General features: G+C 35.4%; 23 protein-coding genes. 3 read left to right on the top strand and 20 right to left on the bottom strand.

Annotated elements, in window-relative coordinates:
* The 9 genes from D4A81_RS02720 to D4A81_RS02680 all read right to left on the bottom strand — a co-directional run bounded on the left by D4A81_RS02720 (nt 1) and on the right by D4A81_RS02680 (nt 7,865).
* The gene (locus D4A81_RS02720) at nt 1–807 is read right to left on the bottom strand and encodes a YdcF family protein (RefSeq protein WP_111525249.1); all 807 of its coding nucleotides are present in this window, start codon (nt 805–807) and stop codon (nt 1–3) included.
* 10 nt (nt 808–817) lie between these two features.
* On the bottom strand, nt 818–2,056 hold the full coding sequence (locus D4A81_RS02715; RefSeq protein ID WP_111525250.1) for a peptidase U32 family protein: 1,239 nt from the start codon (nt 2,054–2,056) through the stop codon (nt 818–820).
* A gap of 1 nt (nt 2,057) precedes the next feature.
* Nucleotides 2,058–2,705 (bottom strand): O-methyltransferase, encoded by a 648-nt coding sequence (locus D4A81_RS02710; protein WP_111525251.1) that lies wholly within the window; start codon nt 2,703–2,705, stop codon nt 2,058–2,060.
* Entirely contained in the window at nt 2,689–3,090 is a 402-nt protein-coding gene (locus tag D4A81_RS02705) for a hypothetical protein (protein WP_111525252.1), read from the bottom strand. The genes D4A81_RS02710 and D4A81_RS02705 overlap by 17 nt, the downstream gene beginning before the upstream one ends.
* 3 nt (nt 3,091–3,093) lie before the next feature.
* Nucleotides 3,094–5,133: a ribonuclease J gene (locus D4A81_RS02700; protein WP_408609886.1), complete on the bottom strand. Its 2,040-nt coding sequence runs from the start codon at nt 5,131–5,133 to the stop codon at nt 3,094–3,096.
* Between the two features lie 73 nt (nt 5,134–5,206).
* Nucleotides 5,207–5,476: a DUF1292 domain-containing protein gene (locus D4A81_RS02695; protein WP_111525253.1), complete on the bottom strand. Its 270-nt coding sequence runs from the start codon at nt 5,474–5,476 to the stop codon at nt 5,207–5,209.
* The gene (ruvX, locus tag D4A81_RS02690) at nt 5,466–5,882 is read right to left on the bottom strand and encodes a Holliday junction resolvase RuvX (RefSeq protein ID WP_111525254.1); all 417 of its coding nucleotides are present in this window, start codon (nt 5,880–5,882) and stop codon (nt 5,466–5,468) included. The genes D4A81_RS02695 and ruvX overlap by 11 nt, the downstream gene beginning before the upstream one ends.
* Nucleotides 5,883–6,112: 230 nt before the next feature.
* Nucleotides 6,113–6,370, bottom strand: a complete 258-nt coding sequence (locus tag D4A81_RS02685) for an IreB family regulatory phosphoprotein (protein ID WP_111525255.1) — start codon at nt 6,368–6,370, stop codon at nt 6,113–6,115.
* A 127-nt stretch (nt 6,371–6,497) separates the two neighbouring features.
* A complete protein-coding gene (locus tag D4A81_RS02680; RefSeq protein WP_111525263.1) occupies nt 6,498–7,865 on the bottom strand; it encodes a MiaB/RimO family radical SAM methylthiotransferase in 1,368 nt (455 codons plus the stop codon).
* Nucleotides 7,866–8,000: 135 nt separating this feature from the next.
* Here D4A81_RS02680 and D4A81_RS02675 point away from each other — a divergent pair, with 135 nt between their 5' ends.
* Nucleotides 8,001–8,234 (top strand): HPr family phosphocarrier protein, encoded by a 234-nt coding sequence (locus D4A81_RS02675; protein WP_007593716.1) that lies wholly within the window; start codon nt 8,001–8,003, stop codon nt 8,232–8,234.
* Between the two features lie 45 nt (nt 8,235–8,279).
* Here the strand turns inward: D4A81_RS02675 and thiI are convergent, their stop codons facing one another.
* The 5 genes from thiI to rpmF form a co-directional block, all read right to left on the bottom strand.
* Nucleotides 8,280–9,464, bottom strand: a complete 1,185-nt coding sequence (gene thiI / locus D4A81_RS02670; RefSeq protein WP_111525256.1) for a tRNA uracil 4-sulfurtransferase ThiI — start codon at nt 9,462–9,464, stop codon at nt 8,280–8,282.
* Nucleotides 9,464–10,618, bottom strand: coding sequence for a cysteine desulfurase family protein (locus D4A81_RS02665; protein ID WP_111525257.1), 1,155 nt, complete (start codon nt 10,616–10,618; stop codon nt 9,464–9,466). The genes thiI and D4A81_RS02665 overlap by 1 nt, the downstream gene beginning before the upstream one ends.
* Nucleotides 10,619–11,356, bottom strand: a complete 738-nt coding sequence (locus tag D4A81_RS02660; protein WP_111525258.1) for a 16S rRNA (uracil(1498)-N(3))-methyltransferase — start codon at nt 11,354–11,356, stop codon at nt 10,619–10,621. It abuts the gene before it with no gap.
* On the bottom strand, nt 11,357–12,322 hold the full coding sequence (gene prmA, locus D4A81_RS02655) for a 50S ribosomal protein L11 methyltransferase (RefSeq protein WP_111525259.1): 966 nt from the start codon (nt 12,320–12,322) through the stop codon (nt 11,357–11,359). It abuts the gene before it with no gap.
* 316 nt (nt 12,323–12,638) lie between these two features.
* The gene (gene rpmF / locus D4A81_RS02650) at nt 12,639–12,818 is read right to left on the bottom strand and encodes a 50S ribosomal protein L32 (RefSeq protein WP_007593730.1); all 180 of its coding nucleotides are present in this window, start codon (nt 12,816–12,818) and stop codon (nt 12,639–12,641) included.
* 218 nt (nt 12,819–13,036) lie between these two features.
* Here rpmF and D4A81_RS02645 point away from each other — a divergent pair, with 218 nt between their 5' ends.
* Nucleotides 13,037–14,425 carry an ISNCY family transposase gene (locus tag D4A81_RS02645; RefSeq protein ID WP_119808245.1) on the top strand — a complete coding sequence of 463 codons (1,389 nt, stop codon included), beginning with the start codon at nt 13,037–13,039 and terminating at the stop codon, nt 14,423–14,425.
* A gap of 66 nt (nt 14,426–14,491) precedes the next feature.
* Here the strand turns inward: D4A81_RS02645 and D4A81_RS02640 are convergent, their stop codons facing one another.
* The 6 genes from D4A81_RS02640 to D4A81_RS02615 form a co-directional block, all read right to left on the bottom strand.
* Nucleotides 14,492–15,694, bottom strand: a complete 1,203-nt coding sequence (locus tag D4A81_RS02640) for an acetate/propionate family kinase (RefSeq protein ID WP_111525746.1) — start codon at nt 15,692–15,694, stop codon at nt 14,492–14,494.
* A 27-nt stretch (nt 15,695–15,721) separates the two neighbouring features.
* A complete protein-coding gene (gene pta / locus D4A81_RS02635) occupies nt 15,722–16,723 on the bottom strand; it encodes a phosphate acetyltransferase (RefSeq protein WP_111525747.1) in 1,002 nt (333 codons plus the stop codon).
* 181 nt (nt 16,724–16,904) lie between these two features.
* Nucleotides 16,905–17,555: a YesL family protein gene (locus D4A81_RS02630; protein WP_111525748.1), complete on the bottom strand. Its 651-nt coding sequence runs from the start codon at nt 17,553–17,555 to the stop codon at nt 16,905–16,907.
* 126 nt (nt 17,556–17,681) lie between these two features.
* Nucleotides 17,682–19,862, bottom strand: a complete 2,181-nt coding sequence (locus D4A81_RS02625) for a DUF6449 domain-containing protein (RefSeq protein ID WP_111525779.1) — start codon at nt 19,860–19,862, stop codon at nt 17,682–17,684.
* Nucleotides 19,837–20,736 (bottom strand): ABC transporter ATP-binding protein, encoded by a 900-nt coding sequence (locus D4A81_RS02620; protein ID WP_111525749.1) that lies wholly within the window; start codon nt 20,734–20,736, stop codon nt 19,837–19,839. Before D4A81_RS02620 ends, D4A81_RS02625 begins: the two co-directional genes overlap by 26 nt.
* On the bottom strand, nt 20,733–21,107 hold the full coding sequence (locus tag D4A81_RS02615; protein ID WP_111525750.1) for a GntR family transcriptional regulator: 375 nt from the start codon (nt 21,105–21,107) through the stop codon (nt 20,733–20,735). Before D4A81_RS02615 ends, D4A81_RS02620 begins: the two co-directional genes overlap by 4 nt.
* A 152-nt stretch (nt 21,108–21,259) precedes the next feature.
* On the opposite strand from D4A81_RS02615, the gene typA reads away from it, so the two are divergent.
* Nucleotides 21,260–23,095, top strand: a complete 1,836-nt coding sequence (typA, locus tag D4A81_RS02610) for a translational GTPase TypA (RefSeq protein WP_111525751.1) — start codon at nt 21,260–21,262, stop codon at nt 23,093–23,095.
* Nucleotides 23,096–23,104 lie beyond the last annotated feature (9 nt).

The raw sequence follows: 23,104 nt of genomic DNA, 5'->3' as shown, positions 1-23,104 counted from the left end.
TTAAATATATCCTAAAAACTTGTACTTCAAAATTGCAAATGTCTCCCTCATCATCATATGTAAATATAAAACTTTGTTAGATCTTGCACTGATCGGAAAAACTTGTGTATATCCTATCTTTTTTGCAGCTTGCATTGATCTGAATATATGAAAATCATTTGTCAAAACACCTATAGTTTGAGGTCTGTCCTCCACCTCCAGCACCGGTCCTATATCATTTATAATTATAAGATTTGTATTTCTTTTCATATCTTCGTTGTATTTATCAATCAGTGCTTTGGAATATATCAAATTCTCTCTAGTATTATGCGACTCTATCTCTACTAAAATATTATCTCTATCTATACCGTTTTCTATCAGATAATCCGCCATTTCAATTGCTTCTATTTTTCCGTCTCTTGTAATGCCACCACTTATTATCAGCATTGTGTAGGGATTTTCTTCAATGTACTCTATAGCCTTATCAAGTCTGTACTTCGCTTCACTTCCATTTTTTTCCATATCAGGCTTTGATCCCAGCACTATCAAAAAATCAAGTCCGGGCTCATCATTCTTTGGCAGTGACAATCTTATTATTACTACCGTTATAATAAAAATAAGAATTCCAAGAGTCGCCAAAGTATAGACAGATACCACAGACCACAATGGAATTCTCTTATTTAGATAAAGTTTAAAAAGTTTACCAAGGGCAAAAAATACAAATGCAAATACATACCATATGTAATTTTGCAATTCCAAAAAGCCTGTCATAAAAATAACTACAGTTCCATATATCCCACATAGTATACCAAGTATAAATATAATCATTATACCTCCATTATCCTCTTTCGGGATTATAAATTCGTAATATATCTCCTTCTTCAACTGCCTGTTTATCAAATGTCACTTTCAAAAGTTGCAAAGGATGTGGAGCACTATCCATCTTTTCATCTTTTCCATCCTCAATTGACTCAACACGTAGAGCAATATTTTCACCATTCTTTTTCATAACCTCTATGCTGTCCCCAACGAAAAACCTGTTCTTTTGATTGAATATTGTTCTTCCTTTTTCATCCACCTCATTCACTGTTCCTATATAAATATAATTCTTTACATAGGTATTGCTATCATAAATCTGTGTATCACTGTCAGGCTTTCCAAAGAAAAATCCGGTAGTGAACTCTCTGTAGGTACATTTTCCTATCTCAGATTTGTACCACTCCAAATTCTCCTTGAAAATTTCAGATGATTTTAGATAATCATCTATAGCCTTCCTATAGGTTCTTGCCACCGTTGCCACATAGAGTGCAGTTTTCATTCTACCTTCTATCTTAAAACTGTCTATACCTGCCTTTATAAGATCCGGAATATATTCAATCATACAGAGATCCTTGGAATTAAAAATATATGTACCTCTCTCATTTTCATAAACCGGCATATATTCTCCGGGTCTTTTTTCTTCAACCACTGAATACTTCCATCTACAGGAATGAGTGCATTCACCACGATTAGCATCCTTACCGGTAAAGAAATTACTCAACAAACATCTGCCTGAATATGACATACACATTGCTCCATGTACAAATGTCTCTATCTCCATTTGCTCAGGAATGCTGTCTCTAATCTTTTTTATCTCCTCTAGTGAAAGCTCCCTAGCTGTAACAACTCTTGTTGCTCCAAGCTTCCACCAGAAGAGATATGTAGCATAATTTGTATTATTTGCCTGTGTGGATATATGAATCTCCACCTCAGGCCAGACTTCCTTTGCAATGGTAAATATTCCCGGATCTGATATTATCAGAGCATCCGGACCTATTTCTTTTAACTCCTCAAAGTAACCCCTTGCATCTTCAAGATCATCATTATGTCCAAGGATATTTGCTGTTACATAAATCTTTTTGCCTCTTTTATGGGCATATTCTATTCCTGCCTTCATATCCTCCTTAGTGAAATTCTTTGCCTTTGCTCTAAGGCTAAAAAACTCACCACCTATATATACTGCATCAGCACCGTAATCTATTGCAACCTTTAGGTTTTCAAGATTGCCTGCAGGTATTAAAAGTTCTAAACTTCTCAAATTACCTCCTATTTTTGCTAAGTAAAACTCCATCTCCTATTGAAAATATCCATGACTCCAAATCCTTATCATGCAAAAGAAGATATATGTATTCTCTCATTCTTTTATGTATGGTCTTATCTCTTTTTCTTATCGCAAAGGAAGACTCTAACAAGTCTCCCTCTTGCAAACAATTATCAGAAAAAATCATTCCATTATCTTTTAAAAGAGCCTTTACCATTGGCAACCAGGTGATATACTGTGCTTTAGCTGCATCCATAAAAATAAAATCAAACTTTTCATTTGCTTTTATTAGTTTCTCCAGCACTTCCCCGGCATCTCCTTCCACTACATTCGCTCTTTTTTCCATATTAGCATATTTTATATTATTTTTAGCTTCTTTTACTCTCTCCGGCATTTTTTCTATAGTAATTATATCAGCATTAGAGTTTTCCAACATAATTATAGCTGAATACCCGACTGCACAACCAATCTCCAGAATCTTTTGTGGGTTTTGCATTCGCAAAACAAATTTTAAAAGATTTTCTGTGTCTCTTTTAATAATTGGAATATAATTTGTCTTTGCTACAGACCTTATTTTTTCTACTGTAGGTGAATTTAGTGGAGAGATAATATCCAAATATTCCAAAATTCTAGGATTTGTTATCATTGTAATTGCTCTCCGAAGCCCCTTCATCAATCATTTCCAATATCTCTCTTGAAGTCTGTGATGAGTTAAAAATATAATCACCTGTATGCATTCTGATATCAAAAAACTTAGCTTGTATCTCAAATGAAAACTTGTTCTCTATAATACCGTCACCATATAGAATATCTGCCAGCTGTCCAAAACTTGTATTTTCATCTATGCTTACCCCCACATTTCTGCCCGGAGGGATATCTACACTTGAACCGTAAAATATACTATGCCCAAATTGATAGGCAAAGGGTATACCCGCTATCAGTATAAGAATCAAGATATAGATAACTATTTTCCCAAAGAATGAAGCCAATCTTCTTTTTGTCTTCTTCTTTGATGTAGTTTCTTTGCTCATTTACTAATGTATCTCCATTATTATCGGCAATATCACAGGATTTCTCTTCATCCTCTTCCATAAGAATTCGCTTAAAGAATCTCTTACAACATTTTTTATCTTTGACCAATCTGTGATTCTGGCATGAAGACAATCAGCCACAGCCTCTCTCACCACAGCACTTGCCTCATTCATCAAATCAGTAGACTCTCTCACATACACAAATCCTCTTGAAACTATATCCGGACCTGAAAGCAATCTATTTGTTCCATGCTCCAGACTCATTGCCACTATTATTATACCATTTTGTGACAAGCTTTGCCTATCACGAAGCACGATATTTCCGACATCACCCACACCCAGTCCATCTACAAAGACACCACCGGCTTCAACATGACCTGCTATCTTACAAGAATCTTCACTAAGCTCTACCACATCTCCACTTGACATAATAAGCACATTTTCGCTTGGTATACCTACAGCCTCAGCGAGACATTTTCCTGCCATAAGATGCCTATATTCACCATGCACAGGCAGTGCAAACTTGGGCTTTAACAGAGAATACATAAGTTTTATCTCCTCCTGACAGGCATGCCCTGATACATGAGTATCCTGGAAAATCACCTCTGCACCCTTCATAGAAAGCTCATTTATAACCTTTGAAACTGCTTTCTCATTTCCGGGAATAGGTGTCGAACTCATTATTACTACATCCTCCGGCACTATTTCAACCTTTCTATGTATGGATGAAGCCATTCTTGAAAGAGCTGCCATAGACTCTCCCTGACTTCCCGTTGTAATGATAACTGTCTTCTCCTGTGGATAATCCTTTAGATGGTCGATATCTATTAAGGTTCCCTCAGGAATATCAATATATCCAAGCTCGGCAGCAGTTCCTATAACATTTACCATGCTTCGACCTTCTACCACTACCTTTCTGTCATACTTGTATGCAGTATTTATTATCTGTTGTACTCTATCCACATTTGAAGCAAATGTAGCCACTATAATTCTACTGTCTCTATGCTCTGCAAATATAAGATCAAAGGTCTTTCCGACTGTTCTCTCTGACATGGTAAAACCGGCTCTTGTTGCATTGGTAGAATCTGAGAGCATAGCAAGACAACCTGCCTTACCAATCTCAGCCATTCTTCCAAGATCTGCCGGATCTCCAAATACAGGAGTATAGTCAACCTTAAAGTCTCCTGTATGGAAGATAGTTCCTGCCGGAGTAAATATAGCAAGTGAAGCAGCATCTGCAATAGAGTGATTTGTTTTTACAAACTCCACTTTAAAATCTCCAAGGCCTACGGTATCTCCATATTTTACTATATTAAGTTTTGCAGTATCATCAATTTGATGCTCTTTTAACTTCTTTTCTATCAAAGCACAGGTAAGTCTTGTACCATACACAGGCACATTCAGCTGCTTTAATATATATGGCAACGCTCCAATATGATCCTCATGTCCATGTGTTATACAAAAGCCTTTTACCTTCAGATAATTGTCTTTCAAATATGTTATATCAGGTATTACCAAATCTATGCCCAACATATCATCACTTGGGAATGCCAGACCGCAGTCCACTACCATGATACTGTCATCATATTCAAAAGCAGTGATATTCATACCTATTTGTTCAAGTCCACCAAGTGGTATGATTTTAACTTTTTTTCCTGCTTTTTTTGTTCTGCCTTTTTTCTTCTTATTTGTGTTCTCCATCAAAATGCTTGATACCTGCTCTGCTAAAGACGGTACATTCTTATCTGTAGGTCCTACATACCTTGCTCTGCTCTTCTTTGTCTCATCAACTGTGCCTTCCGCTTCTTTTGCATTTGCAGTCTTTGTCTTTTTTGTCGCAGTTTTCCTCACCGGCTTGATCTCATCTGTAGTCTCTAAAGTTTTGGTTTTCTTTTGTACTGTAGCTTTCTTATTACTCTGTTCATGCTTTAATCTTGCATTTACAGTTTTCTCTTTTTTTACTTTCTTCTCCTGCACAGTATCACCCATATCACTTGCACTGGCTTCACTCAGCTCCTTGCTTTCTTGCATTATTCTTTGCATATTCAGCAATGGATTTTTCTCATTCTCGTTCAAATTTCATTCCTTTCTAAATTAAATATATTCACATCAAAAATCATTTTATGATTTCTATATCCTCATCCATCATTTTTTCAAATATTTCAAATACTGCATTCAGCTCATTCTCATCTTCTACAAAGATATAATTTGCTTCCTCTTCATCCTCTGATGAAATATCCTTCATAATATAACAATCTCCGCTTTCATCTTGTGGGCTGTCTGTAACCAATATATAGCTGATACCATTTAACTTAGTTTCATCTATAATATTAAATTCAATATTTTCTCCATCTTCAGTTACAAAAAATACACTATTATTGTCCATTTTCCTTCTCCATATATTCTCTTAAAATGATACCGGCAGCAATCTGATCTATAAACTGCTTTCGATCTTTCTTTTTAACTCCGGATTCATCCAGTATTTCATCTGCTTCCATTGTAGTAAGCCTTTCATCCTGCATTATTATCGGTACATCCACTCTTGATTTAAGCTTTTCCACAAATGCTAAAGTAAGAGCGACTCTTTCTCCATTTTCACCACTCATATTTACCGGAAGCCCCACTACTATTTTCCTTATATTCTTTTCTTTTACTATCTCAGAAATCCTTGCTAAAGATCTTCTAAGTTTGTTTTCTCCACTTCTCTCAATGGTCTCAAAGGGTTGTGCTGTAAGCCCAAGTTCATCACTTATAGCAACACCTATTGTCTTTGAACCATAGTCAAGTCCCATGATTCTTTCTTTCAATTTTACCTCTGCTCAAATCCCTACCTACATTGTATAATTTAGGAAGTCATGCATAATATAGGCATGATATATGACCTTAAAATATAAAAGAAGTCTACTTACAAGCAAACTTCCTCATACATCTTTTCTCATACTGTTTCATAATATGTTTTGTTGTATGACCCAGCCCCAAAAGGTCCATCACGCGGCTTGTTAAGTTATCATCTTAAAAAAGTTCAACTAAGATTTTTATCAATATAGCTTTTTAATAATTCTTCTACTATCTCATCACGCTCTACTTTCATGATAAGACTTCTTGCACTATTATGACTTGTGATATATGTTGGATCCCCTGACATCACATAGCCGACTATCTGATTTAATGGATTATAGCCCTTTTCTGTTAAAGCTTCATATACCAGCTTCAAGACTTCATTTACATCCATTTTATTTTCTTGCACTGCTCTAAAAAATTGTGTATCTTGAACATCCATATCATCACGCTTCCTTTTCTAATAAGCTCTATTCTATCACGATACTAGGATATATTGCAATATTATTTTTTAACAAAGATAGTATGCTACAATTTCAAAGGTGTATAAATATTCTCGGCAAAATATCTTATTTCATCAAGAGTATATCATCTGTAAGAAAATCTACTATCTTTCCCTTTATGATATCATTGGTCTTAAAGCCTCTGTTTAAAAAAGCAACTTTTACATATTCTTTTGTATATCCTGTAAAATATTCTATGCCATCCTTTATCAGTAATTCTTCACAAAGCATTTCATCTTCTTTACCAAGTCTCAAATCTCTAAACTCTTTTTGATTATTTATATTTATTTCATTTAAGATATTAGCTCTCTTTACCTTTTCATTACCATCTATTTGTGACATTTTTGCAGCCTTTGTTCCCTCTCTAATAGAATATGGAAATATATGCGTTTCATAGAACTTCACCTTTTCTATAAACTTCCTGCTCTCTTCAAAATCACTTTCAGATTCCCCCGGAAAACCTACAATAATATCGGTGGTAATAGCCGGTGAATTAAAATACTTTCTTATAAGCTCTACTCCCTCATAAAACTCATAAGCAGTATACTTTCTATTCATATTTTTCAAGGTCTTATCACATCCGCTCTGTAAGCTCAAATGAAAATGTGGACAAAACTTATCTATTACACTTAATCTTTTTATGAAGTTCTCTTTTATAATTCTTGGCTCAAGTGAACCTATACGAATCCTCTCTATTCCGGCTATATCCGCAATATTTTCTATTAAACAAAGTAGCTCGTTTTTATTGACAAATTCCTCATCACTCTCCTCAGTCTGTGTAAGTTTTTCCATTCTCTTATTATATGACTCATCCAAAAAATCAACTCCATATGAAGAGAGATGTATGCCTGTAAGTACTATCTCCTTATATCCGTAAGAAGCAAGATTCTTTACCTCATCCAGTATATTTTCCATCTTTCTGCTTCTTACCCTTCCTCTGGTAAATGGAATGATACAATATGAACAAAATTGATTGCATCCATCCTGAACTTTTATAAATGCTCTTGTATGGTCATTTATTTTGCTTATACTGAACTCCTCGTATTCAATCTCTTTATTTATATCAATAATGAATTTATTCTCTTTTTTGTTTTGCAGATATTCATTTATTATATTCACTATATCATTTTTATTATTATTACCTACAATTATATCTATACTGAGATCTTCATCAATCTTATCCTTTGCAGACTCCACATAACATCCTGCAGCCACCACTATAGCATCTTCATTCATTTTTCTTGCCCTATGAAGCATCTGTCTGGACTTTCTGTCCGCGATATTTGTGACTGAACAGGTATTTATTATATATACATCCGCTCTTTCTCCAAACTCCACGCAACTATAGCCTGCGGCCTCCATAAGCTGCTGCATAGCCTCTGTTTCATATGTATTGACCTTACAACCTAAAGTATGAAAAGCAACCGTTTTCATAAAAATCCTTTCTAACTTATCAAATATTATTGACTTTACCAAAAAATTTATATAGGATATACATAGAACTAAATGCACAGATACTCTAAAGTATTTGTACCATTTGTCATAATATTTTTAACCATGGAGGATTATATGAAAACAGTTCAAATTTCCCTTAATTCCATTGACAAAGTAAAGTCATTTGTAAATGAATTAGCTAAGTACGATGTAGACTTTGACTTGGTTTCAGGAAGATATGTTATAGATGCAAAATCAATAATGGGTATCTTCAGCTTGGACTTATCAAAGCCTATCGATCTTAATATTCATGCTGAGGATAATGTAGAGCAGATACTTGAAGCTCTCTCTCCATATATCATCAAATAGTTTATTTTTTAAGTCTGACAGATTTTCCTGCCAGACTTTTTTATTTTATGCTTTTACTAAAATTCTTTCTTTTGTTTCCACGGCCTTTTCTAAAAGTTCTTCTATAATTCCTTCAAGATTTTCTTCAGACCTTTCAATATTTTCCAAAATCGGCTTAGTTACAGGATGCTTTGCCACAAATATAGTACAGCAATCTTCATAAGGCTGTATAGATGTCTCATAAGTACCTATTTTCTCTGAAATCTCCACTATTTCCTGCTTATCAAAGCCTATAAGAGGCCTAAATACAGGCAAAGAGGCTGCAGCATCTGTGGTAAGCAAAGACTGTATCGTCTGAGAAGCCACCTGCCCTATACTCTCACCTGTAATAAGTGCCTGATCACCATTTTCTATTGCAATTCTTTCAGCTATCTTCATCATATATCTTCTCATGATAATTGTAAGCTCATCATGTGGACATTTCTCATATATTGCAAGCTGTATATCTGTAAAGTTGATTATATGTAAATTTACAGGACCGGTATATTTTGAAACCAACTCTGCAAGCTCTATAACTTTTCTCTTAGCTCTTTCAGATGTATAAGGTGGTGCGTGGAAATATACAGCCTCCACTCTTACTCCTCTTTTGGCAATCATATATCCCGCAACAGGTGAATCTATACCGCCTGAAAGAAGGAGCATAGCACTTCCGTTTGTACCTATAGGCATTCCGCCCGGTCCCGGTATTTCTACTGAATATATATTTATATATGTTCTTATCTCTACTTTTATAAGTACATCAGGCTTTCTTACATTTACCTTCATCTTGGGAAATGCATTTAAAATCACCTCTCCAAGCTCTGCATTGATGCTCTCTGATGTTCCCGGAAAGTTCTTGTCAGCTCTTCTTGTATCTATCTTGAAAGTGAAATTCTTGTCAGAATATACTGCATCCACATATTCTACTACCTTTAATTTAAGGTTTTCATAATCCTTTGATTCTATTCTTACCATTGGGCAAATACCGACTATCCCAAAGACCTTACTAAGTCTGTATATGGCCTCATCATAGTCATATTCTCCATCCATATCTACATAGATTCTTCCAAGTTCCTTAGATACACTAAACTTTCCGTATACCTCCTTTAGAGCAGTTCTTATCTGCTTCATCAAGGCATCTTCAAACATATATCTGTTTTTGCCCTTTACACCAATCTCACCATATTTAATTAAAAATGATTTATACTTCATTATTTCCTCACAAACTTTCTAAGAAGCGGCAAAAGTTCCTTTAAATTTTTCAAGAAATAATCAGCCTCTTCCATACTGTTAAGCTCCGATAGCGACACTCTTATAGTTGCATCAAGTAAATCCTCTCTCACGCCTATAGCTTTCAACGTACCTGATATTCCCGGATGATTTGAAGAACAGGCTGAACCACTTGATACATAAACTCCCCTGTCTTCCAATGCATGTAATAGGACTTCAGCACGAATATCTTCAAAAGATACACTGATTATTTGAGGTGCAAAATTTTCACCTCTGCCGGTATTTAAAACAGTACCTTCTATTTTTTCAAGTTCATCCATCAGATAATATTTCAAATCTCTTATTTTATTTATTCTTTCATCAAAATTTTCATAAGCTTCTTTAGCAGCAACTCCCATTCCGGCTATGCCGGTAGTATTTATAGTGCCACTTCTCATTCCTCTTTGATGTCCTCCTCCAAAGATAATAGGATTGATTTTTACACTACTGTCAATGTATAAAAACCCTACTCCCTTAGGTCCATGAAACTTATGTCCTGAGGCTGAAAGCATATCTATACCTTGAGATTTTGGAGTGATTCTAAGCTTGGTATAAGCCTGTATCGCATCTACATGGAACAATATATCCTTATTCTTAGACTTTATAATCCTTGATATTTCTTCAACAGGTTCTATAGCCCCCATCTCATTGTTTACATACATCACTGAAACCAAAATAGTATCATCTCTCAGAGTGGATTTCAATACCTCAAGATCTACTTGTCCTTCCCTATTTACCGAGAGTACTGAAACATCAAAGCCTTGTTCCATTAAAAATTCAGCCGGTCTATATACAGCAGGATGTTCAATTCCTGATATTATTATATGTTTTCCAAATCTTTTCTTGCTCATAGCTCCACCAATAAGAGCCATATTATTGGATTCCGTACCACCTGAAGTAAATATTATCTCACCCTTTTTTACCTTTAGAGTCTTGGCTATAATATCTGTTGCATCCTTTACATAACTCTCTGCATCCACACCTTTTATATGCTTTGCACTTGTGTTTGCGTAGTCATCTCTCATAGTCTTTAGCATAATATCTATAGCTTTTTCACTTACTTTTGTAGAGGCAGAATTGTCAAAATATACTTCCATCTATTCTTCTTCCAATCTGATCATTATATTGCTGAGTAATGCAAGTCCTGCAGTCTCCGTCCTTAAGATTCTCTTTCCCAAAGTGATCACTTCAAAACCTAAGTCTATTGCTTTTTTTACTTCATCTTCTTCAAAGCCTCCCTCAGGACCTATAAAAACCGATATATTTCCTGTTTTATCCATATTGTCAAGTATTCTTCTTGTCTTCTCTATACTGTCTGCATTCTCATAGGGTATTAATTTTACATCAAAATCCTTTACAATTTCAAGTGCATTATCTATTGACTGTGGTTCTAATATTTTCGGTATAATACTTCTCTTTGATTGCTTTGCTGCACTCTCCGCAATAGCATTCCATCTATTTAACTTGGCAGATAATTTCTTTTCTTCTATCTTAACTACAACTCTCTTGGTCTTTACAGGTATTATCTCACTTACACCAAGCTCAACAGCCTTTTGTATTATCATTTCCAGCTTGTCAGATTTTGGAATCCCCTGAAGCAAAGTAATATTTACAGGCAATTCTCTTTGTTCCATGCTCTCAAGCACTTTAAGGTTTACCCTGTCAGTTTCTATATCAACTATTTTACAAAGATAATCCCAATCTCCTTTGACACTTATAAGCAGTTTTTCACCTGTCTTCATTCTCAGGACATTTACTATATGTTTGACATCACTACCTTCTATATATGCATTTTCACCGCTTATCTGTTCTTCACCCACAAAAAAATGATACATTTATTCCCTCTTTTTTGCCACTATACTTACCCATTCTCCAAGGTGATTTATTTCAAGTATTTCAAAATCCTCACTCTTTTTAAAGGCAAGTACTACATCTGCTTCTTTTGTATCTATGATGCCGGATGTAATAAATATACCACCTTTTCTCATATGGACAGCTACGGTCTTTATAAGCTCTATAATAACCGGTGCAAGAATATTTGCAGTAACTATATCAAACTTCTCATAGCCTGCCAGGTCCATTACATCCTTATCACCTATAATATTTCCACATACCGCTACAAACTCAGTCATTCCTATTTCATTACTGATCATATTTTCCATAACCGCATCAAGCGCCATCTCATCCAGATCCGTTCCAAAAACACATTCAGCTCCAAGCTTAAGTGCCGCAATTCCCAAGATTCCGCTTCCCGTACCTACATCAAGTACTTTAGCTTCAGGCTTTGTCCTAAGATACTTTTCCAATGCCAATATACATAGCTTGGTGGTCTCATGTGCTCCTGTACCGAATGCTGTCCCTGGATCTATCTGTATCAAGGTCTTATATTTTACATCTTCAGGTATCTCTTCCCAAGTGGGTTTTATAAGGATATCACCCACAAAGAAAGGCTTAAAATACTGTTTCCAGTTGTTTATCCAGTTTTTGTCCTCTGTCTCTGACTTTATAAGCACACCGTCACCGATATCGCAAAACTCCTTAAGTTCCTCCAATGTAGCCTTGATATCTTCCATAAGCTTTGTATTGTCAGCCTCGGAATCCAGGTAAAAGCTTACTTTTGCAATACCCTCATCCTCCGGTAACTCCGGCAAAAAGTCTATAAACATTCCTTTTGTTTCTTCAGGACTCAAAGGTACATTATCTTCTATCTCAATACCCTCTACACCTATATCCCCTAATGATGCACTTATAATATCTACTACATCAGTTTTTGTAATAAGAGTATACTTCTCCCACTTCATATAATTACTCCCTAATATAAGTAGAATTTTGATTTTCCAATCCTAAACGCAGCTATGCTTAAAAGCTTCGCAGGATTTTACGCAGCCTGCGGAACTCGTTTGTTCGCTTGAAAAACAGCGAACTGCACTCAAACAAGTCCTCGGCAGCTGAATCCTGTCTCGCTTTTGCGCACAGCTAAACGCTACAAGGATTGTAAAATCAAAGCATCTACTAAATTTAATTTCTATTATATATATTTTTGTAATATATATATATATAATAGAACAACAGGGTCACCACCAAGTGGCAACCCTGTTATTCTAATCAGTAAAGCTATTAGTCTACTGTTACTATTTCACGCTTGTTATATGAACCACATGCCTTACAAACTCTATGAGGAAGCATTAACTCTCCACACTTTGGACATTTTACAAGACTTGTAGCTGACATCTTCCAGTTAGCTCTTCTCTTATCTCTTCTACCACGAGATGTTTTATTCTTTGGACAAATTGACATTCTTTCACCTCCTTATCTCGAGTCACAAAACTTTAATAATTATAATAGCAAAGGTTTTACTTGTCAATATTATTTTTTAGTCAGTCTATAAGTATTATAAGCCATAAATGATAAAGTCCTAGTATACCACAAATAAAAATGTCCCACTTATGGTAGAATACTATTTTGTATATTCTAACACTAGGAGGAACTGACTTATCAGAAAGGTTATTTTATCAATGGATGAACAAAGAAAGTATGATGTTATCAAAGGTCTGGTGGATCACCCAGATACAGCCAATAAGGATAGAGCCGCTCTTATCCTAGGATGCACCAAAAGGCATATAAACCGTATGATACAGGGTTATATTAAATATGGTAAGGCATTCTTTATTCATGGTAACAGAGGCAAAAAGCCGGCTACCACTATCTGTCCTGATATCAGAAGTCAGGTTCTTGATCTATACAGAACTAAATACTACGAGGCTAACTTTGAACACTATACAGAGCTTCTAAAAAAGCATGAAGGCATAAGCATCTCTTCTTCCTCTGTAATGAGTATTTTGGAGTCAGAGTACATTCTATCTCCAAAGGCTACAAAAGCTAAGCGTAGACGCATTAAGCAAACTCTCAGAGCTAAGAAGGAAGCTGCAACATCAAAAAGGGAATTATCACAGATACAAGCTAACTTAGTAGCAGTTGAAGATGCTCACAGTCGTCGTCCAAGATGTGCTTATTTTGGTGAATTGCTTCAGATGGATGCTACCCCTTATGAATGGGTGCCGGGGCAGATATGGCATCTACATTTGGCTATTGATGATGCCTCAGGTGTTGTCACAGGTGCCTGGTTTGACACTCAGGAGACTCTTAATGGATACTACCATGTATTTGAGCAGATTCTTACTGATTATGGTATTCCTTATAAGTTTCTTACTGATAAACGAACTGTATTTACTTACAAGAAAAAAGGTGCCTTATCTGACGACAAAGACACCTATACACAGTTTGCATACGCCTGTAAGCAACTTGGCACACAGCTTGAATCAAGCAGCGTACCACAGGCTAAAGGACGTATAGAACGATTGAATCAGACTTTACAGTCACGCCTGCCTATTGAGTTTAGACTCGCAGGCGTAACCGATATCCATAAAGCCAATGAATTCATTTACCACTACATAAAAGAATTCAATGAGAAGTTCGCACTTCCACTTTATGGTATCAAATCTGTCTTTGAAACGCAACCATCTAAAGAAAAAATAAATCTTACTTTGGCGGTTTTAACTGAGAGAACTGTTGATGCCGGACATGCGATTCAATTCGAGAAGAAATTTTATAAGATGATAGATAATAAAGGATTGCAGACCCATTATCGAAAAGGTACCAAGGTTATGCTTATCAAGGCATTTGATAAGTCTATGTTTGTGTGCGTAAATGACAAAGATATTTATGCACTAGAAGAAATACCGGCTCATGAGCATAAATCTAAGGACTTGGACGCTGACTACAAACAGCCAAAGCCTAGAAAGCCTTATATACCTCCAATGAACCATCCTTGGAGATTGGATGCCTTTAATAAATTCGCACACTCACAGCCACACAGAATTGAAGAAGACATAAAAAGTGCATAATAAAAGCCCCTTTGTGGGGGCTTATAAATTAATTATTTTGGGACATAATCATTTATGCTTGACATATTATTTTTTAGTCAGTCTATAAGTATCTCTTGCTATAGCCAACTCCTCATTTGTAGGCATCAACATAATCTTTACCTTTGAATCAGGAGTTGAAATCATAGTTCTCTTACCACGAACATTGTTTACTTCATCATCAACCTTTGCACCAAGGAATCCCAATGCATTTCCAACTATCTGTCTTGTAATCTTATCATTCTCTCCAACACCTGCAGTAAAGCAGAGAGCATCAACTCCACCCATAACAGCTACATACGCACCTACATACTTTATAATTCTGTATCTAAATGCCTCAAGTGCAACTTTTGCAAGATTGTTGCCGTCAGCCTCAGCATTCTCGATATCTCTAAAATCTGATGATACACCGCCACTCATTCCAAGAACACCTGACTTCTTATTAAGTATATCAAGTACCTCATCCACACTCTTATTCTCTTTGTTACAGATATACTGTACTATAGCCGGATCGATATCTCCTGATCTTGTACCCATGATAAGACCCTCAAGTGGTGTAAGACCCATTGATGAATCTACGCACTTACCACCTATAGATGCTGAAATTGATGCACCGTTTCCAAGGTGACATACGATAACTCTTGCTGTATCCTTGTCAAGACCTGCAAATTTGATCGCCTCCTGTGCTACATACATATGGCTTGTACCGTGGAATCCGTATCTTCTGATATGATAATTCTCATAATACTCATTTGGAATAGCATACTTATATGCCTTCTCCGGCATGCTAATACCAAATGATGTATCAAATGCAGCTACATTAGGAACACCGGGCATTGCCTTCTCTACAGCTTCAATACCCATAAGGTTTGCCGGATTGTGAAGCGGAGCAAGGTCTGAGAATTTCTCGATTTCTTTCTTTACCTCATCTGTAATAACTACAGACTCAGGGTACTTTACTCCACCCTGCACTACTCTGTGTCCAATAGCGTAGATCTCGCTTGCATCCTTTATTACACCATGATCCTTATCTGTAAGAGCCTCCAGCACCAAAGCAATAGCCTCTGTATGATTCTTTACATCCTTTTCAATCTTGAACTTCTCTCTTCCGATAGGCTCATGTGTAAGCTTTGATCCGGGAATTGCTATTCTCTCAAATAATCCCTTTGCCAAGGCCTCTTCATTCTCCATATTAATAAGCTGATACTTTAATGATGAACTGCCACAATTTATAACCAATACGTTTTTCATAAAGAAACTCCTCTCAAAATGTTTAAATTAATTGTCTTCTCCCGCAGCCTGAATTGCTGTAATTGCCACCACACCTACTATATCTTTATAAGAACATCCTCTTGAAAGATCATTTACCGGTTTTGCAATACCTTGACACATTGGTCCATATGCATTTGCCTTTGCAAGTCTTTGAACAAGCTTGTAACCAATATTTGCCGCATCCAGATCTGGGAATACAAGCACATTTGCCTGTCCTGCTACATCTGAACCCGGAGCCTTACTTGCTCCTATCTCAGGCACTAAAGCTGCATCCAACTGAAGCTCTCCGTCTATATAAAGATTCGGTGCTAATTGCTGTGCTATTTTTGTAGCTTCTACTACCTTTGTTACATCAGGGTGCTTTGCACTTCCTTTTGATGAGTGGCTGAGCATTGCAACCCTTGGCACTCCTCCTACAATAAACTTAAAGCTTTCTGCTGATGAAATAGCAATATGTGCAAGCTTTTCAGGATCCGGATTTTGCTCAATTGAACAGTCTGCAAATACAAATACACCATTCTCTCCAAACTCACTTCCCGGTACTTCTACTACAAAGAATCCTGAAACAAGCCTTGTACCCGGCTTTGTTCTAATTATCTGTAGTGCAGGTCTAAGTGTGTCTGCTGTAGAATGACAAGCACCACTAACTAGTCCGTCTGCGTCACCGGCTTTTAACATAAGACATCCAAAAGTAGTATAATCACTTAATAATTGTTTTCTTGCTTCTTCATGAGTAAGTCCCTTTGACTTTCTAATTTCTACAAAGAGGTCCTCGTATTCTTTAGTCTTCTCATAAGTATTCGGATCGATTATAGTTGCTCCTGTGATATCACAGCCCTTAGAATTCTCCTCCACTTCCTGTGGTGTACCTATAATTATTAGGTCTGCCAAACCATCTTTTAAAATAATCTCTGCGGCCTGAAATATTCTCTTATCCATTGACTCAGGCAAAATTATGGTTTTCTTATTCTTCCTTGCTCTTTCTTTTAATTGATCGATCATTAACATATGATATATCCCTTTCCATTATACAGCATATCGCTAAAATTTATATTTTGTGCTTCTTTACACATAAAAAGCTCTTAGAAGCTCATATATGTAATAGTATAGTAAAAAAAAAGCAACAATACAAGCATTAAGAAAAGTTAAAAAAATAACATAATGTCTAAAAATTCGTACAATATATTTTCTATTCATTATCATTACTAATATATGTATCAAATATCATATTAAATTGGCTGGCTTGAAATAATGATATACCTGACCCAAGTATAAGTACCAACATTGACATCACTCCCGGCATCCTGATTATTAAAAAATATACCGCTACCAGTATCATTATACTGCCTGCCAACATAATTACGGTTCTTACAAGATGCTTTACAGACATAAAAAGAGCCAGCTTAAATGTCTGTTTTATAGGATTTATAAACTTTGCCTGTATTGGAAATACATATAAAAAAATAAACATCCACAACATTATCAAAAAGCATGTAATGGTAAATACTATCATTTTTATAACAGTATTGTTAATAGGAGCATAGACGCTAAAAAATCTTATATCAAAAAACAATATTCCACCTATAATCGCCATTATCACCCATATAATAGTTGACTGTAGTATATTGTCCTTAAAGCTATGAAAGAACATTGAAAATATTCCTCCACTGTCACGATCTCTTGCTATTTTCAATGTACAATAATACATTGCCGTAGTTGACGCTCCAAAAGTCACTATCGGTATAGAACATACTATCCAAAGTATATTTAAAATAAACAAATCCCATATTCTACCTACAAACCTCCATATCGGATTGTCGTAGTTAAATAATCCACCCATATTTTTCTCCAATCAAATACTTTTAAATCTATCTTCTCAAAGTATAACAAATTTCATTCCAAATTCCATAACTGTTTTTTGTTAAAACATATGATTTTAGCTCAGAGCAAAGCTCTGAGCTAAAATCTATTTTATTATACTAGGTATATTCCCTTTTTTAAATGTATATGTATTATATTGGCTGTAATCTGAGAACACCGGATCTTTGGTGTTAATCGTTACCGTATATCTCCAGTCTTCATTCAGACTATCCTTATATGGGCTATCACAAATGACAAGCTTGTCTAAAATTTCTTCTATATCCTTAACATCATAGTACGTCTTTTGGACAATTTCACTTGAGTATGTTACAACCTCTTCTTCCACATTCTCTAAATCAACATAGGATATATCTATGCTTTCCACATAATATGACGGAAATCTCTCAATAACTTCAACGCCCATTTCTTTTAATACCGCCAAGGTTTCTTTGAATTCCGGATATATTGGATAATAGCCTACTGACTCCAATGAATCTGCATACACATTATCCCACTTAGAGTTTGTCGCACTTGTACTGTCATTTGTATAATTAAATCCGGCATAGTTTTTCAAAGCGTCTTCCATAAAATCATCATTAAATCTTATAGATGCAAATGGATAACTTTTTAATTTTGTTTCATAATCAAACTCAAGCAATTCTTTCTTATATGTTTCTACAAGCTTTTCCTTCATTTTGTCATCATGAAATACCATATGAGAGTCATTTTTCATCATACCGTTAAAATCCACACTGACTATGTTCTTACTTTCGTTAGAAAGTATTGGATAACAACTTTTTTTATAACTCTCATCTGCATATACATTTGAAAGTTCTGAAATCATATCTTCATAGTCTATATAATACATTCGTTTGACGATTCTTCCTGACTTTAGCTTATATGAAATCAATACCTCTACCGGATTCCCATATGAAATATAATTAGGGACTGTTTCAGATACACCTTTCTTTGCCAGCTCTAGAACTGCTTCCTTATTAGTAATATCCATTTTTTTTGACAGTAATTCTTCTATTCTTCTATCACTTGCGTAATCTACATCCACAAAACTACCATCATAATAGCTTTCAGAAATTATTATCTCATTAAAATACTGCGATTCATTACTCTCCAAAGCTTCAGATATTACGGCTGCACTCTTTATATCTCCTACCCTCGGTATATAAGAGTCATATCCAAATATATCCATTTGAAAAATTGCCACAAGGATAAGAGAAATAATTATACAAATAAGCATTTGAATCTTACCGGCAAAAATCTTTTTAAAGTCCTGATTATATATTATTTCTATTATACAATGTGTGATCACTCCACCTACAGCCAAGCCGAATATGCCCCAAGCAATACTGTCATTCATTACACCATAAGCCAACAAATACATAAGCATACTTATAAAGATTACCATCATAAATTTCACCGGCAATTTTATTATACAAAAACTTATGCTCTTACCCGCTGTTTCAGAAGCTCTTTTCTTATATAGGAAAAGATTTATAAACATCAATACCATGCTTGCTATTATTGAGATAATCATCTTAATAATAATATCAAGCTTGGCTATATTGAATATAATCATAAAGCTTGAAAAATTGATTAAAAACTTATCTATTATAGGACCTGAACTATAATAGGTTAAAAAGAATGTACTCTGATATCCCTTTATCATAAGTGCGAGTGCCGGAAAATAGAAGCTTAAAAATCCACATAGTAAAAAGCCTATTAGCATATTTCCGGTCAGCATAATTGCAAGTACTACAACACTGTAGCTGAGTATATATAATACAATCCACTCTAAAATTGCAAAAATAACACCTGAAATGATATTTGCACTTGCAGTATTTACTAAAATCATCAATCCTGCAATAATTGCACATATGATAAAAGGTACAATAGCTATAAGTATTCCATTTATTATCTTCACAAAAAAGAGTATCTCTCTTTTTATAGGTAGACTGTGATACAAATCAACCTTTTTCTTTGAATATAGATATGAAAATCCTGACAAAGCCATAACCAGTGCTAATACTACAAAAACAAATGAAAAAAGCGGATTTGTGATGCCTATATAAAGTAAAAAGGTTGCTGCCAACTCCTTCGCTCTCATTGAAGGAACATCATATAATACACTATTATACAGATTAAAGCTTACCATCATAGCAGTCGCTACAATTAATGAAAAGAAAAATATAAGAACACTAATTGCTAGAGTCCATATTCTTATCTTGAGATCCTCTTTCATCAATTTAAAAAATGAGCTTTTTGATGTCATAACCATGCACCTCCGTTTCACTTATAAATATCTCTTCCAAGCTTAGGCCCATCAATTCATAAAATACAGGATTAAAGGACTCCATTTGCTCTCTTATTTCGTCCTCGCTACCCTTTATAGTAATATTATATACTCGACCATTGTTTTTCATCTGCATAATATCAAGTGCTCTCAATTTCTCCATATCAAAATTATTGTCAAATACACATTGAACTTTATGAATATTCAACTTCATATCTGATACATCTTTTGAAAGTAGTATTCCACCCTTATGTAAAAGCCCCACATGATCACATATATCCTCAAGCTCTCTAAGATTATGTGATGCGATAATGGGTGTAAGACCTCTCTCATCCATTTCCTTTGCAAAGAGGCTTTTTACTGCCTGTCTCATAACAGGATCTAAACCGTCAAATGTTTCATCACAGAGCAGATATCTCGTGTTTGACGCCACTCCAATTGCAATGCAAAGTTGCTTTTTCATACCCTTTGAAAAAGTATTTACTTTTCTATTTATATCCAGGTCAAGTGCTTTTAAAAGTTCCTCACATTTTTTTACATCAAAGTTTTTATAACCGGCTGAATAAAACTTTATCATCTCCCGTCCAGTAGTATTTGCAAAAAAATACTGATCATCGGATATATAGAAAAACTTTTCTTTTGCATTAATGTTCTCAAAAACTTTCTCTCCATCAATAAGTATCTCGCCACTATCAGGTTTTAGTATTCCTGCAAGTGTTTTTAAGAAGGTACTTTTTCCTGCTCCATTTGTTCCAATAAGTCCAAAAACATCTCCATCTCTTATACTTGCATTGATATTATCAAGTGCCCTGATATTTTCAAAGCTTTTGCTCAAACTCTTAGCCTCTATCATACCTTTGCCTCCTGCTTTAGATAAAACTCTTCAACTTTTTTACAAAACTCTTCTTTGCTTATCAGTTTCTTAGATTTAGATACAAGTTCTTCCAATTCTTTATATAAAATATCCTTTTTATTTTTCCTTATAATATCCAACTCCGCTACAAAACTGCCGACACCCTTAACACTATATACATAGCCCTGTCGCTCAAGCTCTATATATGCTTTCTGTATTGTATTAGGATTTATTGAGAGGTCCACAGCCAGGCTCCTTACTGATGGAAGCTTATCTCCCGGTGCCAGTACCCCGATAAGCATAAGATCTGAAAGCCTGTCCACCACCTGTTCATAGATTGCTCTCTTATCCCTACTGTCAATCACAATCATTGGCTTCTCCTTTAACTGTATTATCTATCATAGTACAGTTAATATAGCATAATTATAAAATTATTTCAAGTATTAACACGAATTTTATCTATGGAAAATCAAATTAAATGGTGTTATAATAAGTATTCGTAATTTTTTATGAGGAAGAATATATGATAACAAAAAGAGAAGATATAAGAAATATTGCCATTATCGCCCATGTAGACCATGGTAAGACTACATTGGTTGACCAGCTACTAAAACAAAGCGGTGTTTTTAGAGCAAATCAGGAAGTGGCAGAAAGAGTAATGGACTCTAATGATATAGAAAGAGAAAGAGGAATCACCATTTTATCAAAAAATACTGCTGTACATTATGGTGATACAAAGATTAATATCATAGACACACCGGGTCATGCCGACTTCGGTGGTGAAGTAGAGCGTGTTCTAAAGATGGTAAACGGTGTCGTTTTGGTAGTAGACGCCTATGAGGGAGCCATGCCTCAGACAAAGTTCGTTCTAAGAAAAGCTCTTGAGCTTGACCTTGAAGTACTTTGCCTTATCAATAAATGTGACAGAGAAGAAGCAAGACCTGAGGAGGTTGTTGATGAGATCCTCGAGCTTTTACTTGACCTTGATGCAAACGAGCATCAGCTTGACTGTCCATTCCTGTTTGCAAGTGCAAGAAGCGGTTGGGCAAGATACAGTGTTAATGATACAAATGAAGATATGAAACCTCTATTTGAAACCATTATTAAGCATATACCGGCACCTGAAGGTGATGAGGAAGCCGATCCTCAAGTACTTATAAGTACTATTGACTACAATGAATATGTTGGAAGAATCGGAGTAGGTAAAGTGGACAATGGTGTAATCAAGGTAAACCAGGAAGTTGCCTTAGTTAATCACCACGACCCTGATAAAATGAAAAAAGTGAAAATAGGAAAGCTTTACGAATATGAAGGACTTAACAGAGTAGAAGTTAATGAAGCAAGAATAGGTTCTATAGTAGCTATCTCAGGTATTCCGGATATCCACATCGGAGATACTTTGACATCTGTTGAAAATCCTGAGGCAATTCCATTCCAAAAGATTTCAGAACCTACCATATCTATGAACTTTATGGTAAATGACTCTCCTCTTGCAGGAAGAGAAGGAAAGTACATTACTTCAAGACATTTGCGTGAAAGACTCTTTAGAGAGCTTAATACAGATGTAAGTATTAGGATAGAAGAAACCGATTCACCTGACTGTTTTAAAGTATCCGGTAGAGGTGAATTACATCTTTCAGTTCTTATAGAAAATATGAGAAGAGAAGGATTTGAATTTGCTGTAAGTAAGGCAGAAGTTATCTATCGCTATGATGAAAGAAATCAAAAGCAGGAGCCAATGGAGCTTGCATTTGTAGATGTTCCTGATGAATTTTCCGGAGCAGTTATCCAAAAGCTTACTTCAAGAAAAGGTGAACTTCAAGGAATGAGCCCTACACATGGCGGATACACAAGACTTCAGTTCCTTATTCCATCTCGTGGTCTTATAGGCTATAGAGGAGAATTTATGACTGATACCAAAGGAAATGGCATACTAAATACAGAGTTTGACGGTTATGCACCATATAAGGGTGATATGTTCTATAGAAAAACAGGCTCTCTTATTGCATTTGAAAGTGGTGAATCCATTACTTATGGACTTTTCAATGCACAGGAGCGTGGCACTCTCTTTATAGGAGCAGGTGAAAAGGTTTATGCCGGTATGGTTATCGGTAAGAACGGTAAGGCAGAAGATGTAGAAATCAATGTCTGCAAGACGAAGAAACTTACAAACACCAGATCATCAAGTGCTGATGAGGCACTGAGACTGGTTACACCAAAAGTAATGAGTCTTGAAGAGTCTTTGGAATTTATTGATACAGATGAGCTTTTAGAAGTTACTCCTGAAAATCTTCGTATCAGAAAGAAAATACTTGATCCTACACTTAGAAAGCGTTCTATGATAAAGTCAAAACAATAAAATACATAA

Origin of the sequence: Lachnoanaerobaculum umeaense (assembly GCF_003589745.1) — a bacterium.
Lineage (GTDB): Bacteria > Bacillota > Clostridia > Lachnospirales > Lachnospiraceae > Lachnoanaerobaculum > Lachnoanaerobaculum umeaense.
Note: the sequence above shows the minus strand (reverse complement) of the source record. Positions and strands in the feature narration are given on the sequence as shown.

Coding starts and splice junctions, on each gene's coding strand:
- D4A81_RS02720 (WP_111525249.1), bottom strand. CDS start 807: ATGATTATATTTATACTTGGTATACTATGTGGGATATATGGAACTGTA.
- D4A81_RS02710 (WP_111525251.1), bottom strand. CDS start 2,705: ATGATAACAAATCCTAGAATTTTGGAATATTTGGATATTATCTCTCCA.
- D4A81_RS02705 (WP_111525252.1), bottom strand. CDS start 3,090: ATGAGCAAAGAAACTACATCAAAGAAGAAGACAAAAAGAAGATTGGCT.
- D4A81_RS02700 (WP_408609886.1), bottom strand. CDS start 5,133: ATGCAAAGAATAATGCAAGAAAGCAAGGAGCTGAGTGAAGCCAGTGCA.
- D4A81_RS02695 (WP_111525253.1), bottom strand. CDS start 5,476: ATGGACAATAATAGTGTATTTTTTGTAACTGAAGATGGAGAAAATATT.
- ruvX (WP_111525254.1), bottom strand. CDS start 5,882: ATGGGACTTGACTATGGTTCAAAGACAATAGGTGTTGCTATAAGTGAT.
- D4A81_RS02685 (WP_111525255.1), bottom strand. CDS start 6,370: ATGGATGTTCAAGATACACAATTTTTTAGAGCAGTGCAAGAAAATAAA.
- D4A81_RS02680 (WP_111525263.1), bottom strand. CDS start 7,865: ATGAAAACGGTTGCTTTTCATACTTTAGGTTGTAAGGTCAATACATAT.
- D4A81_RS02675 (WP_007593716.1), top strand. CDS start 8,001: ATGAAAACAGTTCAAATTTCCCTTAATTCCATTGACAAAGTAAAGTCA.
- thiI (WP_111525256.1), bottom strand. CDS start 9,464: ATGAAGTATAAATCATTTTTAATTAAATATGGTGAGATTGGTGTAAAG.
- D4A81_RS02665 (WP_111525257.1), bottom strand. CDS start 10,618: ATGGAAGTATATTTTGACAATTCTGCCTCTACAAAAGTAAGTGAAAAA.
- D4A81_RS02660 (WP_111525258.1), bottom strand. CDS start 11,356: ATGTATCATTTTTTTGTGGGTGAAGAACAGATAAGCGGTGAAAATGCA.
- prmA (WP_111525259.1), bottom strand. CDS start 12,322: ATGAAGTGGGAGAAGTATACTCTTATTACAAAAACTGATGTAGTAGAT.
- rpmF (WP_007593730.1), bottom strand. CDS start 12,818: ATGTCAATTTGTCCAAAGAATAAAACATCTCGTGGTAGAAGAGATAAG.
- D4A81_RS02645 (WP_119808245.1), top strand. CDS start 13,037: ATGGATGAACAAAGAAAGTATGATGTTATCAAAGGTCTGGTGGATCAC.
- D4A81_RS02640 (WP_111525746.1), bottom strand. CDS start 15,694: ATGAAAAACGTATTGGTTATAAATTGTGGCAGTTCATCATTAAAGTAT.
- pta (WP_111525747.1), bottom strand. CDS start 16,723: ATGTTAATGATCGATCAATTAAAAGAAAGAGCAAGGAAGAATAAGAAA.
- D4A81_RS02630 (WP_111525748.1), bottom strand. CDS start 17,555: ATGGGTGGATTATTTAACTACGACAATCCGATATGGAGGTTTGTAGGT.
- D4A81_RS02625 (WP_111525779.1), bottom strand. CDS start 19,862: ATGACATCAAAAAGCTCATTTTTTAAATTGATGAAAGAGGATCTCAAG.
- D4A81_RS02620 (WP_111525749.1), bottom strand. CDS start 20,736: ATGATAGAGGCTAAGAGTTTGAGCAAAAGCTTTGAAAATATCAGGGCA.
- D4A81_RS02615 (WP_111525750.1), bottom strand. CDS start 21,107: ATGATTGTGATTGACAGTAGGGATAAGAGAGCAATCTATGAACAGGTG.
- typA (WP_111525751.1), top strand. CDS start 21,260: ATGATAACAAAAAGAGAAGATATAAGAAATATTGCCATTATCGCCCAT.